The 13,946-nt window shown below is 63.4% G+C and carries 12 protein-coding genes and 1 rRNA gene; 3 read left to right on the top strand and 10 right to left on the bottom strand.

Annotation, left to right across the window (positions count from 1 at the left end; all coding sequences use genetic code 11):
• Positions 1-10 precede the first annotated feature (10 nt).
• The 9 genes from ACFUOZ_RS10865 to lysS all read right to left on the bottom strand — a co-directional run bounded on the left by ACFUOZ_RS10865 (position 11) and on the right by lysS (position 10,992).
• Complete coding sequence (locus ACFUOZ_RS10865) at positions 11-199, bottom strand: hypothetical protein (protein ID WP_377547799.1); 189 nt, start codon at positions 197-199, stop codon at positions 11-13.
• A 14-nt stretch (positions 200-213) separates the two neighbouring features.
• On the bottom strand, positions 214-1,662 hold the full coding sequence (locus ACFUOZ_RS10870) for an FAD-binding oxidoreductase (protein ID WP_377547801.1): 1,449 nt from the start codon (positions 1,660-1,662) through the stop codon (positions 214-216).
• A 124-nt stretch (positions 1,663-1,786) separates the two neighbouring features.
• Positions 1,787-2,296: an amino-acid N-acetyltransferase gene (locus ACFUOZ_RS10875; protein WP_377547804.1), complete on the bottom strand. Its 510-nt coding sequence runs from the start codon at positions 2,294-2,296 to the stop codon at positions 1,787-1,789.
• Positions 2,297-2,413: 117 nt separating this feature from the next.
• Complete coding sequence (locus tag ACFUOZ_RS10880) at positions 2,414-4,510, bottom strand: prolyl oligopeptidase family serine peptidase (RefSeq protein ID WP_377547806.1); 2,097 nt, start codon at positions 4,508-4,510, stop codon at positions 2,414-2,416.
• A gap of 65 nt (positions 4,511-4,575) precedes the next feature.
• Positions 4,576-5,802, bottom strand: a complete 1,227-nt coding sequence (locus tag ACFUOZ_RS10885) for a glycosyltransferase (RefSeq protein WP_377547808.1) — start codon at positions 5,800-5,802, stop codon at positions 4,576-4,578.
• Between the two features lie 180 nt (positions 5,803-5,982).
• Positions 5,983-8,475 (bottom strand): ATP-dependent Clp protease ATP-binding subunit, encoded by a 2,493-nt coding sequence (locus tag ACFUOZ_RS10890; protein ID WP_377547810.1) that lies wholly within the window; start codon positions 8,473-8,475, stop codon positions 5,983-5,985.
• A gap of 357 nt (positions 8,476-8,832) precedes the next feature.
• Entirely contained in the window at positions 8,833-9,156 is a 324-nt protein-coding gene (locus ACFUOZ_RS10895) for an Lsr2 family protein (protein WP_377547813.1), read from the bottom strand.
• 130 nt (positions 9,157-9,286) lie between these two features.
• Positions 9,287-9,460 (bottom strand): hypothetical protein, encoded by a 174-nt coding sequence (locus ACFUOZ_RS10900; RefSeq protein ID WP_377547815.1) that lies wholly within the window; start codon positions 9,458-9,460, stop codon positions 9,287-9,289.
• 2 nt (positions 9,461-9,462) lie between these two features.
• On the bottom strand, positions 9,463-10,992 hold the full coding sequence (gene lysS / locus ACFUOZ_RS10905) for a lysine--tRNA ligase (RefSeq protein ID WP_377547817.1): 1,530 nt from the start codon (positions 10,990-10,992) through the stop codon (positions 9,463-9,465).
• A gap of 75 nt (positions 10,993-11,067) precedes the next feature.
• On the opposite strand from lysS, the gene ACFUOZ_RS10910 reads away from it, so the two are divergent.
• From ACFUOZ_RS10910 to ACFUOZ_RS10920, 3 genes are all read left to right on the top strand, one after another.
• Positions 11,068-11,964, top strand: coding sequence for an alpha/beta fold hydrolase (locus ACFUOZ_RS10910; protein ID WP_377547819.1), 897 nt, complete (start codon positions 11,068-11,070; stop codon positions 11,962-11,964).
• 9 nt (positions 11,965-11,973) lie between these two features.
• Complete coding sequence (locus tag ACFUOZ_RS10915; RefSeq protein ID WP_377547821.1) at positions 11,974-12,828, top strand: alpha/beta fold hydrolase; 855 nt, start codon at positions 11,974-11,976, stop codon at positions 12,826-12,828.
• Positions 12,829-12,907: 79 nt separating this feature from the next.
• Positions 12,908-13,741: an alpha/beta fold hydrolase gene (locus tag ACFUOZ_RS10920; RefSeq protein ID WP_377547824.1), complete on the top strand. Its 834-nt coding sequence runs from the start codon at positions 12,908-12,910 to the stop codon at positions 13,739-13,741.
• Between the two features lie 111 nt (positions 13,742-13,852).
• Here ACFUOZ_RS10920 and rrf read toward each other — a convergent pair.
• Positions 13,853-13,946 (bottom strand): 5S ribosomal RNA (rrf, locus tag ACFUOZ_RS10925); the annotation flags it as partial.

Genomic DNA, 13,946 nt, shown 5'->3' on the forward strand with positions numbered 1-13,946 from the left:
GCCTACCGGGCTACTCCTCGCCGGACGGTTCGGTCACCTCACTGGCTTCCTGCCGCACCGGGAACTCCGGCCAGAAAGCCGAGTAGAGATCCGGGTCGGTGTGCCGGTCGCCCGACCAGGAAGCATCGTGCGGCCATGACCCGAAAGGGAGATCGATCTGGAAGGCGGAGAAATCGGGAAATGTGACCCTATGGTCCATTGTCCGCATCCCCTTCAGTTGTTCAGCACGGCGTCGCCGCCGGCAGTGGCAACGTCTTCCAGCAGGACGGTCTGATCGATGACCGGCAGCCCAACGACGTGCCCAAAACTGAACATATTCTGCGGATCCACTTCGGCCTTCGCCTTGCGGAGCCGTTCACGGACGCTTGGCCCCCATGGCCGTTCCCTGTCCTCGGCATCCACGAAGTGACCGTGCAGGTTGACGAAAGTCCCGCCGCTGGAGGCCGGGCGCAGGTCCTCGCGAACGGCGTCGAACACCCCCGGGAGCAGCTCCGCCACAGGCGGGACGGCCATGCCGGCCATAAAGAAGCTGAACGCAGCGTCGCGCGCACCAACCATGTCTTCACCGTCCGCGCAGGCGGCCAGGGCCCCACCAAGGAGCCGGATTTCCGCCATGAGCACGGGGCTCGGGACACCGGGGCCGAAGTGGCGAAGGATGGCGTCCTTGGCCCCTTGGTCCAAGCGATCCAGCAGGAAACCCCGCTCCCGCACGGGGACGGGCTGCTCCGGGTCCTGATGGACCATGTCCATTTGGGTTGAATCCAAAGGGCCGGTCCCGTCCATCATGAAGGGAGCACTCCGGCGCATCGGCTCCAGCAGCTGGGTGGCCACCGCGGCGTCGCCCTGGTAGGCATAGCGCAGGTGCACTACGAATCTTCCGCGCAGCGGTTCGGGGACGATGTCCATGTCCGGCAGGCGAAGGAAAGCCAACGACGCCGATGCCTCCTTGGGCAGCTCCGGCACCCATTCGCTGAACTGCTGGAGAACGGCCGGGGCGTGCTCGCCGTCGTAGTAGAGGCCGCCGGCGAAGAGGTCCGAGCTGGGGAACAGGTGGAATTCCATGGCCGTGACGATGCCGAGGTTTCCCTTCCCGCCCCGCAGGAGGTAGAACAGTTCGGAGTTCTCGTCCTTGCTCACCCGGCGCTGGGTGCCGTCGGCGGTGACGAGTTCAAAGGCGATCACATGGTCCGAGGCAAAGCCGTACTTGCGGCCAAGGATGGGCAATCCGCCGCCGAGCGTGTAGCCCACCACGCCGACGTCGGTGGTTGAGCCGCAGAGGCCCATCAACCCGAAGGTCGCCGCGTGGTCCACCACCGCCCTCCAACGGACACCAGCTCCGACACGGGCGGTCTTCTCGAGGGGATCGATACTGAGCTCCAGCATGCGGCGCGTACTGATGAGCAGGCCACCTTCGATGGCGTTGGTGGCACCATGACCCGTGGATTGCACGGAAACAGGCATTCGACGTTCTGCAGCCCAACGGACCGCCGCCGCGACGTCCTCTGCATCGAGGGCGCCGAAGGCAAGGTCAGGCTGGTGCTGGGTGGATAGATTGAACGCCGCTACTTCAGCGGCGAAGCCGGGATCGGCAGGCGTGAACACTGGACCGCGCACGCTGAGTTGGAGTTCTGAAACATCTGAAATGGACGCGTGGGACTGCATGATCTTCTCTCACATTGACCGAGTAGTGGAAGCTTCCCCAGCAAGCCGTGATCAGTTTATCCATCAACTGGATATAAGAGAAGAGTTTTTAAATCACCCATAATCGGGCGGCGGTTGTTAAGGGCTAAAGCTGCTTGATCATGCGGGTATTGCCCAAGGTGTTGGGCTTGACCCGGGCAAGGTCCAGGAACTCCGCCACACCCTCGTCATGCGAGCGCAGCAACTCCGAGTACACCTGCGGATCCACCGCGGACTGGTCCGCCATGACCTCAAATCCGTGGCGCTTGAAGAAGTCCACCTCGAAGGTCAGGCAGAAGACCCGGCTTACACCCAGGGCACGTGCTTCTTCCAGGAGATCCTCCACCAGGGTGTGCCCGACGCCGCGTCCGCGCCAGGAGTCTGCCGCCGCCAGCGTGCGGATTTCGGCCAGGTCTTCCCACATCACGTGCAGGGCGCCGCAGCCAATAACCTCGCCGGCGTCGGATTCGGCGATCCGGAATTCCTGGAGGCTCTCGTAGTAGGCCACCGTCTCCTTCGCCATGAGAATCCGCTCCTCCGCCAGTGGAGCAACGAGCCTTTTAATGGCCGCCACGTCGCTGGTGCGGGCAGGGCGAAGAGTGAAGGAGGAAGTCACTCCCCCATCCTAGCGAGATGGGCGGAAGGGGCAGCTTCGTGAAGGCGGGTGTGGGCGACATCCGCCGGATGTCGGGAAGCTGATCCGGGGAGGCTGATCGCCCAGCCTCCCCGGTGCTCACAGTCCCAACTCTTCGGGCAGCGCCACATCCTTGCCCAGAACCTGCTTGGCCAGGAAGTGCTCCACCACGCCGTACCAAACCTTGGCGTGTTGCGGTTGCAGGATCCAGTGGTTCTCATCCGGGAAGTACAGGAAGCGGTGCGGGCTCTGGCCGTTGTCGTCCGCCGGCAGCTGGGAAGAGGACAGGAGCTCGTACCAAAGCCGCAAGCCCTCGCCGATCGGCACCCGGTAGTCCTTGTCACCGTGGATCACCAGCATGGGCGTCTTGATGTCGCCCACGTTCAGGTGAGGCGAATTCTCCATGGCCATCTCAGCGGTCATTTCCTTCAGCCAATACTGGGCCGCGTCCGTGGTGGGGCCGAACTGATCCAGCGCCCACAGGCTCGCATGCGTGACGATGGCCTTGAAACGGTCCGTTTGCCCGGCCACCCAGTTCGCCATGTAGCCACCGAACGAGCCACCCATCGCTGCGGTCCGCGTTTCGTCAATATCCGGTCGCCCCACCGCGGCATCGGTGATGGCCATAAGGTCCGTGAAAGGCTTCTTTCCCCATTCACCCCATCCACGCTGGATGAAGTCCTGCCCGTAGCCGGTGGACAGGGCAGGATCGGGCAGCAGGACGGCGTAGCCCTTGGCCACCAACAGCCACGGGTTCCAGCGCCAGGTCCAGGCATTCCACGAGCCCAGGGGCCCTCCGTGGATCCAGAGCAGGAGCGGCGCGGGATTGTCCGCCGAGGCACCCTCCGGGAGGGCGAGGTACGCAGGGACCCGCGCGCCGTCGTCGGCCGTTGCCTCCACACGCTCAAGCCGGCCCTTGTACACAGGGCGATCCGCCGGGGCCTGCAAGCGGACCACTTCTCCCGTGGCGAGGTCGATCCGCACTGCTTCGGCGGGGAATTCATAAGAGCTGCGCAGCGCATAGGCCACGCTTCCGTCGGGAGAAACCACGACGTCGGTATACGCCGCGCCGTCTTTCGTCACCTGGGTAACGCCACCGTCGGCGACGTTGATCCGGAAAACCGGCGACGCGCCGTCGTCGTCCGCTTTCGCCAGGATGGCCGAACCGTCCGGGAGCCATGCGAGCGCAGTAGCCCATCGGTCCCACTGGTGGGCCAGGGGCTCCAGGTCGGCGGTCTCTCCGCCCGAGACGTTCAGCAGGTGCAGCTTCACCTGGGGCGCCTGGGTGGGCGTTGTGTCACTCTCACTCTCCACCACCAGCGTCCGGCTATCCGGGCTGACGGGACCCGGGAAGTAGCTCATGCCCTCGTGATCCAGCAGAACTTTGACGGCACCGGTAGCCACGTCGATGGCGGCCAGGACCTGGCGGCTGTCGGCTTTTGCCAGTGCCTTGGCCATGCTGGTGTAGATGGTTTTGCCGTCCGGGCTCACCACGGTCTTGGCTTCCCGAAGCGAACTTCCGACGCCGGATGTCAGGTTGCGCAACTTCAGCGGCGCGGTAGCGTCCACTGTTGAAGGCTTGCCGGGCTCCTTCTCTTCACCAGGCTCCACCGCGAAGATCCGCGGCTCTGCCGGGCCGAGGTCGGCATCCCAATAGCGGACGGGGTAGCCACTGTGCAGGATGGCGGAGACCTTGTTGTCCTTGCGGGCCTTCCTGCGCTCTTCATCGTTTTCCTCGTCGGTGGAGCCCGCCAGGACCTCTGCGTTGATGAAGGTCGCGTCGGCACTCTTCGCCGTCATGACGGAACTGATGCCACCGGCACGCGAGTGGACCACACGCGCTTCACCCCCGTCGGCCGGGAGCAGCCACAGCGCGTTGACAGGGTCGGCATCGGGACTTTCCGGGTCAGGGCGTGCCGAGGTGAAGTAGAGGTCACCGTTGGCCCCGAAGGCGGCACCCGTTTCCCCCTTGGAACTGCGGGTAATCCGGCGTGCGTGGCTTTGACCGGCGGGATCGAGCTCCCAGAGGGCGGTAGTGAAGCTGGTTCCTTTGGAGTTCAACGTCGTCACGGTGGTGACCAGGCGATTGCCATCCGGGCTGAGCGCCAGGCCTCCTACCCGCGGGATGGCGAGGTAGTGGTCCAGGTCGTGAAAGGGGGTTTCGGGCTGCTCGCCCGAGGTATCAGCAGAGTCCATACCCTGATTCAACACGGAATGTGCCCGCCATCACAGTCCGGTTCACTTAGAGTGAAACACTACTTTCAGATATTGGTGCGGGCTTCAACCTGCCGCAGTGCGTCAACGACCGGGATGGTTCCGTCCTCTTCGGCGACGGCCGCCGCGACTTCCTTCGCCCGTAGACCGTACGACGGCGCGTTGACCGCTTCCGCAATGGCCTCGCCGAGGCTCTCCGGAGTCAGCGTTTTATGCGGAAGCGGACGGGGACCAGCCCCGAGCGCGGCAATCCTGGAGGCCCACAGCGGTTGATCGGTGTACACCGGGACGGCTACCGCAGGGACACCGGCCCGGAAGCCGGCCGCCGTCGTTCCTGCACCCGCGTGATGCACAACCGCCGCCATCCGCGGAAACAGCCACTCATGGGGAACATCGCCGACGCCGATTGCGTCATCGCCCAGGACTCCCTCCACCCCTTGCACCACAGCCCTCGCGCCGGCCCGCCGCGTGGCCTCGAGAATGAAGTCGGGGTCAATATGGGCGCTGCTGCCAAAGCCCACGAAGACGGGCGGCGGTCCGCCCGCAAGGAAGTCCACCAAGTCCTCCGGCGGCTGCCAGTCCTGCCTGCCTGCGGGCCACCAGTATCCGGCCATGACCAGGCCGTCGTGCCAATCTGAAGGACGCGCAAGCACGGTGGGGCTGATGCCGTGGAGCGTAGTTGCCCGGGCTTTCCTTGTACGACGCTCCGCAGCCACTCGGCTTTCCTTTTTCAGGCCCAGGGTCTTGCGAAGCCGTCTGCTGGGCCCGTCATAGGGGGCCGGGCCCGCGGCAGCCCGCTCACCGATGAGCTTGTTGCCCCATGGGCCAAGGCTTCGGGCAGAGTTCATGATCACCGGCGGGTAGGCAGAACTCGGTTCCGTGGGCTGCAGGTGGGCGCCGATGGCTGGGATCCCGAAGGCTTCAGCAACGTCGTACGCATAGGGTGCTACTGAGTTGGCCAGAATGACGTCGGCTCCGGCCTCGGCTGCGGCCAGGGTGCCGATCGCGGCATTCTCCATGTACTGGCCAAGCTGCTTCCAGAATGCCATTACGCTGCCGGATGTCGGCTTCGTGCCAGGGGCAGGCCGCCTGATCAGCTGCGCCAAATCCCCTTGCAGCGGCCTGAATTCGCAGCCGGACCCAACAACGAGTGCGGCGTACGCAGGGTTGGCGGCAATGGCGACCTCATAGCCCAAAGACTGGAGGCTGCTGCCGAGACCGGCCATGGGCGCAACGTCACCCCTGGTACCCGGAGCCACCATCAAAACGCGCACGCGCCCCTCCCCTACTGGAGTTTTTGTACAGATAACGCCCTTATAAGGCCACCTTAACGTCATTAGGTGTACAAAAACTCCATCGGGGGAAGGAGGGAGGGCGGGTGGGGGGTGCAAAGCGAAAGCCCCGCCCACTCCTTTCGGAATGGACGGGGCTTTCGTTGGGCCAGGCCGGATAACTTACGCGGTGGGAGCAATCTCCGGGATCCGCGGCTTGGCGTTGCCTTCGAACGTGAACTTGGCGTCGTCACCCTCACCCTCGACGTCCACCACAACGATGTCGCCCGGGTGAATGTCGCCGAACAGGATCTTCTCGGACAGTTGGTCCTCGATCTCGCGCTGGATGGTGCGGCGCAGAGGCCGGGCACCCATTGCGGGGTCGTAACCACGGGTAGCGAGCAGGACCTTGGCGGCCTTGGTGAGCTCGATGCCCATGTCCTTGTCCTTGAGGCGACGCTCCAGGCGGGTGACGAACAGGTCCACGATCTCGATGATCTCGTCCTGCGTCAGCTGCGGGAACACCACGACATCATCAACGCGGTTGAGGAACTCGGGGCGGAAGTGCTGCTTGAGCTCTTCCGTGACCCGTGCACGCATCCGGTTGTAGCCGGTCTGGGTGTCCGTGCCGGACTGGAAGCCGGTTGCGACGCTCTTGGAGATGTCGCGGGTCCCCAGGTTGGTGGTCATGATGATCACGGTGTTCTTGAAGTCCACCACGCGGCCCTGGGAGTCGGTCAGGCGGCCGTCTTCCAGAATCTGCAGCAGCGAGTTGAAGAGATCGGCGTGCGCCTTCTCAACTTCGTCGAACAGCACCACGGAGAACGGACGACGACGGACCTTCTCGGTCAGCTGGCCGCCTTCTTCGTAGCCGACGTAGCCCGGAGGTGCACCGAAGAGACGCGAAACCGTGTGCTTCTCGGAGTACTCGGACATGTCCAGCGTGATGAGGGCGTCCTCTTCACCGAACAGGAACTCGGCAAGTGCCTTGGCGAGCTCGGTCTTTCCGACGCCGGTGGGGCCGGCGAAGATGAACGAACCACCGGGACGCTTGGGGTCCTTGAGGCCTGCACGGGTACGGCGGATAGCCTGAGACAGGGCCTTGATGGCTTCGTCCTGGCCGACGACGCGCTTGTGCAGTTCGTCTTCCATCTTGAGGAGCCGCGAAGACTCTTCCTCGGTGAGCTTGAAGACCGGGATGCCGGTGGAGTTCGCGAGAACCTCGGCGATCAGGTCTTCGTCAACCTCGGAGATGTCGTCCATGCCGCCGGACTTCCACGTGCGCTCCTTCTCGGCGCGTTCGGCAATGAGCTTCTGCTCCTTGTCGCGCAGCGAGGCAGCACCCTCGAAATCCTGGGCGTCGATGGCGGATTCCTTCTCCATCTTGACGTCGGCAATGCGCTCGTCCATGGCCTTGAGCTCCGGCGGAGCGGTCATGCGGCGGATGCGCAGGCGTGCGCCGGCTTCATCGATGAGGTCGATCGCCTTGTCCGGCAGGAAGCGGTCCGAGATGTAGCGTTCGGCGAGCTGAGCGGCCGAGGCCAGTGCGCCGTCGGTAATCGTGACGCGGTGGTGTGCCTCGTAACGGTCCCGCAGGCCCTTGAGGATCTCGATCGCGTGCGCAACAGAGGGTTCCTTGACCTGGATCGGCTGGAAGCGGCGCTCAAGGGCGGCATCCTTCTCGATGTGCTTGCGGTACTCGTCCAGAGTAGTGGCGCCAATGGTCTGGAGTTCACCACGGGCGAGCATCGGCTTCAGGATCGACGCAGCATCGATGGCACCTTCTGCGGCACCTGCACCGACGAGGGTGTGGATCTCGTCAATGAACAGGATGATGTCGCCTCGGGTGCGGATTTCCTTGAGGACCTTCTTCAGGCGCTCTTCGAAGTCACCGCGGTAACGGGAGCCGGCAACCAGGGAACCAAGGTCCAGCGTGTAGAGCTGCTTGTCCTTGATGGTTTCCGGGACATCGCCGCGGACGATCGCCTGGGCGAGGCCTTCGACGACGGCGGTCTTGCCGACGCCGGGCTCACCGATCAGCACAGGGTTGTTCTTGGTACGGCGGGAGAGGACCTGCATGACGCGTTCCATCTCCTGCTCGCGGCCGATCACAGGATCGAGCTTGTTTTCGCGGGCAGCCTGGGTGAGGTTGCGACCGAACTGGTCCAGAACCACCGAGCCGGCAGGGGTACCTTCGGGCTGGCCCTGGCCGGAGCCGCTTCCGGCGGTCTCCTTGCCCTGGTAGCCGGAGAGCAGCTGGATAACCTGCTGGCGGACACGGTTCAGGTCCGCACCAAGCTTGACCAGCACCTGGGCGGCCACGCCTTCGCCTTCGCGAATGAGGCCGAGCAGGATGTGCTCAGTACCGATGTAGTTGTGGCCGAGCTGCAGTGCTTCGCGGAGCGAAAGCTCAAGCACCTTCTTGGCGCGCGGAGTGAAGGGGATGTGGCCGGACGGGGCTTGCTGGCCCTGGCCGATGATCTCCTGCACCTGCTCGCGGACGCCATCGAGCGAAATGCTCAGGGACTCGAGCGCCTTGGCTGCAACGCCTTCACCCTCGTGGATCAGACCCAAGAGGATGTGCTCGGTACCGATGTAATTGTGGTTGAGCATCCTTGCCTCTTCTTGGGCAAGGACGACCACGCGACGGGCACGGTCCGTAAATCTCTCAAACATTTCGCCACACTCCTAGCTACGACGTACTTTGATGCTACGTGCCCGGAGAAGACTTTTGGAGCGTGTTCGCCACAGGGGAAACATGACGCTCTCGCGGAATAAATCCGTTTGCGGCCCTTGACCCGGGACGACGGCGGTGACATCCTGACGCGCGCCCCACCGGTGGTCGCCGGGATCCCGCCCGGGCCGTTTCGCAACGCGTGCTCCCCCGGGATTAGGGCGACCAAATGGAATCACCATCTCTTTCCATGGCGACGGATTTCACAGAAGATTCCCAGGCAAGGCCGTAGCGCGCGAAAAAGGGCGCTTAAACAACGAATGCCCCGGCAGCAACTGCCGGGGCATTGAAGTGATGAATCAGGAATTTGCCTTTTGGTAAGCTTCCTGAATTTCTGCCTGAATACGTCCGCGGCTGTTGACCGTGTAACCGTTGTCACGGGCCCACTGCCGGATCTGCGCAGAATCCTGGTTGCGGGCAGCTGTTGCGCGGCCCCGCGTTGCGCGGCCGGAGGTTTTCCGGGCCTTGGCGACAAACGGTTCCAGGGCTTTCCGAAGGGAAGCTGCGTTAGCCGTGGACAGGTCCATCTCGTAGCTCACGCCGTCGAGGCCAAAACGGACAGTTTCGTCCGCAGCCCCTTCATCCAGGTCATCGACGAGGATGATTTTTACTTTCTGTGCCATGAGTTGCCTCTCATTTGGAGGGTTTGGATAATCAGAAATTCCCCGGGTTTCTTTCTTGATTATCTGTCACAACAAGCACGCACGTCAAAGCACAATTGGATTCGTCTGCTTAGGGGAAGCCATTTTGGAGCTATTTAGCGGCCGGACCTTCGGGAGCCGGGCCCTGATTTTTCAAATTGGCCTCCTCCTGGGCCCGGGCTTCTGCCTGACGCTCGGATTTGTCCGCGTTGAAGATGGACTTCATGGCAAACCAGAAAATCAAACCGACCACCACCGACGGCGCCAGGACTGCGATGTACTCCATGATCAGTGCCCTTCAGGCTTCAACAAGGGGAAAAGAATGGTCTCGCGGATACCGGCCCCGGTGAACAACATGACCAGGCGGTCGATGCCCAGTCCGATTCCACCCATCGGCGGTGCACCGTATTCGAGGGCACGGAGGAAATCCTCATCCAGCTGCATTGCTTCTTCATCACCGGCAGCGGACCTGCGGGATTGCTCGGTGAGGCGTTCACGCTGAATGACGGGGTCGATCAACTCGGAGAATGCCGTGCCGCGCTCCATTCCACCGATAATGAGGTCCCATGCCTCGATCAAACGGCCATCCTCGCGGTGCGGGCGGGCCAATGGCTGCGCCGACGGCGGGTAGTCGTACACAAAAGTGGGGTTCAGGAGCGTGGGCTCGACGATTTCACCGAAGAGTTCAACCACAATCTTCTCGGCGTCCCATTTCGGGTCCACCTTGACGTCGTGCTTGGCGGCGATCGCCAACAACTCCTCCACAGTGGTGTCCGGGGTAATTTCCACACCGACGGCTTCTGAAATACCGGGGTAAACCGCAAGCCAGGCCCATTCGCCGTCGAGGTTTATTTCTCCGGCCTCGGTCTGGATGGTACGCGTGCCCACGACGTCTGCCACATTCAGGATGATTTCCTTCATGCGCTCGGCCATGACGAACTGGTCAGCCCAAGCCTCGTAGCATTCAAGCGTGGTGAATTCGGGGCTGTGGGTGGAGTCCACGCCCTCGTTGCGGAAGACGCGGCCCATGTCGTAGACGCGGTCAATTCCACCTACAACGGCGCGCTTGAGGAAAAGCTCGGTGGCAATGCGGAGCGTCATTTTCTGGTCGAACGCATTCATGTGCGTTTCGAAAGGACGCGCCGTGGCGCCACCGTGGACCAACTGAAGGATGGGGGTTTCCACCTCCACGTATCCGTGTCGGTCAAGGGTGTCGCGGACCGAACGGGTAATGGCGGCACGCTTGTAAACCATCTCGCGGGCTTCGTCGCGGACCATGAGGTCCACATAGCGCTGGCGGACGCGGGTTTCCTCGTTGAGCTCCGCGTGCAGGACGGGGAGCGGACGCAGTGCCTTGGACGCCATGGACCAGGAATCGGCCATCACGGACAGTTCGCCGCGGCGGGAGGAAATGACCTCGCCCTTGATGAACACATGGTCGCCTAGGTCCACCAGGGCCTTCCAGTCGGCCAGGGCTTCCTCGCCGACGTTGGCCAGGCTCAGCATCGCCTGAAGGCGTACGCCCTTCCCGTCCACGCCGCCCTCCTGGAGAGTGGCGAAGCAGAGCTTGCCGGTATTGCGGACGAACACCACGCGCCCGGTGACGCCAACGATGTCCCCCGTCGTCTCGTCGGCCTCGAGGTGCGCATACTTTTCGCGGATTTCGCCGAGGGAGTGGGTCCGTTCCACGCCCACGGGGTAGACCTCCGTGCCGCGCTCGATCAGCTTGGCGCGCTTGTCCATGCGGATGCGCATCTGCTCGCTGGCGTCGATGGGTTCTGCGGAGGTGTTCGGGGCTGGGGTGTTTGCGGAAGTCACAGTCCTTAAGTTTACCGTTGATTACCGACCTCCACTTCCGGACTTCACCAGCGGGGAAAAGCATAGACTCGGACGGTGGAGACATGGATGGTTGAAACGCACGACGGCGGCGGGCAGCTTGAGGTGCACAGCTTCAGGCCGGCGTCGGCTGCTTCGATTCCAGGAGCCCAAGCGCCCGTGGAACCGACCGGCGTCGTGCTGGTCCACGGCACTTTGGTGACCGATTCCCTGTACTGGCCCTTCGCGCGGACGTTGAGTATTTTGCTGGGGCGCCCCGTGCACAGCTACAACCGGCGCGGACGCGGCAATTCCGCCCCGCAACCCGCCGGCTACTCCGTCGACACGGAGATCGCTGACCTCCAGGCAGTCATGGAAAAGAGCGGCTCCACCGACGTTGTTGCGCACAGCTACGGCGGGTTTGTGGGGCTCCAGGCTGCCCGGGAGATCCCTATCGACCGCTTGGTGACCTACGATGCCGCGGTGTCCCTGTCCGGCAATTTGAGCAGCCGTTGGCGGCCGGAGCTTGAGGCAGCAGTCACGGCGGGCCAGCTGGACCATGCGTGGGCACACCTGGTGCAAGGGCTTGGCACGGCCGGGCCCATTTCCTACCTCCCGCTGCGCGCCTTGCGTACCTTGAGCGTGTTGTCGGCCCAAACCAGGCTGGGACTGGAGATGCGCTCCCTGCTGCCCACCGCCGTCGTGGAAATGCGGGCGGTCCTGGACGCCGACGCGCACCTTCACGACTTCATGAAACTGTCCACGCCCACCCTCATGCTCAGTGGAGGATGGAGTCCGTCGTACTTCGGCGAGACGGGGCGGGCGCTGGCTGGCGCCGTTCCCGCCATCGAGTTCGCCGTGGTGCCGCGGCAATTCCACGAAGGTCCGCTCCGGCCGGGACGGAGCCTGGCGGCGCGGATCGCCCGGTTCCTTTCGGCGGACCACCTCCCGGAAGAACGGGCGGACGCCACCTAAGCTGTTCCGGTGAAGGAACGCGTGATCAAGACACACGACGGCGGCAGCCTCGCCTTGTACGGCTACGGCGACCACAACGCGCCCGGGGAGCGCAGGGTGGCGTTGATCGGAGGTGCGTTTCTGACGGCCCTGATCTACAGGCCCTTCTCAGTAGCCTTGGCAAAAGGCCTTGGCGACGGCTGGGCGGTGGACGTCTACGATCGTCGCGGCCGGGGAAATTCCACCAAGCAGCCGAACGATTACTCAATGGCGACGGAAATCGAGGATGTCCGCACTGTCATGGACGCCACCGGCGCCCGAAACATCCTTGGACACAGCCTCGGCGGCTCCGTTGCCTTGAATGCCGCGCAGGCGTTTGCCGGAACCAGCCATGAACCCGGCAAACTCGCAGTTTACGACGCCGCAGTGAATATCGACGGAAGCATGGACACCGGCTGGGTGGATGGTTTCGCGGACGCGGTAAACCAAGGCGACATCAACCGGGCCATGGCGAGGATGCGGCGCGGAATGGAGCCGGGGACTGCGCTGGCACGCGTTCCCGAGCCCATCCTGGCCGGTCTCATGGCCGTGGTTTCCCGAACCAAGGTGAACAGGTTGTTCCGGCAGCTGCTGCCTTCCGGAGTAGGCGAGCTGAAGGCGGCCTTCGACGACGCCGGCACGCCCCAGGACTTTTCGGTGCTGCCCTCGAACACCCATTTCATGGTGGGCAAAAAGAGTCCGCAGTTCTATAAAGTCACCGCGGCCCGGCTGAACAGGGCCGTTCCCGGGAGCACGTTGGAGGTCTCCCCCAAAGGATTCCACGGCTCGATCCCTGCGGCGGTCAACGAGCTGGTGACGGATATTTCGGAGTACTTTAAAAGCTGACTTCTTACCCACCTGCGGTTTATGCACATACGGGGCCGGTATGCGGCTTGCTGCCAGGTGCCTCAGCTAGGCTCATGACATGACGCGCGACATCATCATGACCCACGACGGCGGCCACCTCGAAATATTCACCACTGGCAGTGAACATGTATCGGCAGGCTCCGGTGTCGTGGTTGTCCCTGCCTCCATGGTGACGGCCTCGGACTACACGCGCTTTGCCCAGAAGCTCAGCGACGCCCTCGGCCGGCCGGTCCACACGTTCAACAGGCGCGGGCGGGGCGATTCATCCCCGCAGGCCGAGGACTACACCCTGGAAGCCGATATCCGTGATCTTCAGACCGTTATGGAGCACACGTCCACTACGGATGTATTCGGCCACAGCTTCGGCGGTGCAGTGGCATTACACGCGGCCCGCACCCTGCCCGTGGAACGCCTGGCGGTCTATGATCCGGCGGTCTCGGTCAACCACAGTGTCAAGGCAGAGTGGACAGACGACTATGAACGGGCGACGGCGGCAGGAGACTACGATCGCGCCCTCGCCGTTCTCATCAAGGGAGTGGAGACGGGCGGCGCCTTCGCGAGGATGCCGCTGTCCATGCTGACCCTGGCCAACAAGCTGGCAGCCGGCACCCCGCTGGGCAAACAGCTGCGTGAACTCATGACCTGTGGGGTCCGCGAAATCAAGGCGGTCATCGCCGCTGATATGCCCGCCGAGCCATTCCTGGCGTTGCCTCTGGAGACCTTGATCGTGGTGGGCGAAAAGAGCCCCGCGTACTTCGGCGTGGCCTGCGGGCAGATCCACGATGTCCTTTCCGGATCCAGCTACACCATCCTGCCCGGATTCGGCCACGATGGCCCGAACAAGGCCCCGGACAAGCTGATCTCGGAATTGTCGGAGTTCTTCTCGGGCTAGCGGGGCTTTAACGTGTGAAGGCCTCCTTGTGGGGAGGCCTTTTCGTGTGTTTGTGGTGTTGAGTGTGGGAGACCCCCCAACCGTGGGTTGGGGGGTCTCGACCTAATGGTTGTCCGGCGGTGTCCTACTCTCCCACACCCTCCCGGGTGCAGTACCATCGGCGCTGTGGGTCTTAGCTTCCGGGTTCGGAATGGGACCGGGCGTT

This window comes from Paenarthrobacter sp. NPDC057355 (assembly GCF_042667405.1).
Lineage (GTDB): Bacteria > Actinomycetota > Actinomycetes > Actinomycetales > Micrococcaceae > Arthrobacter.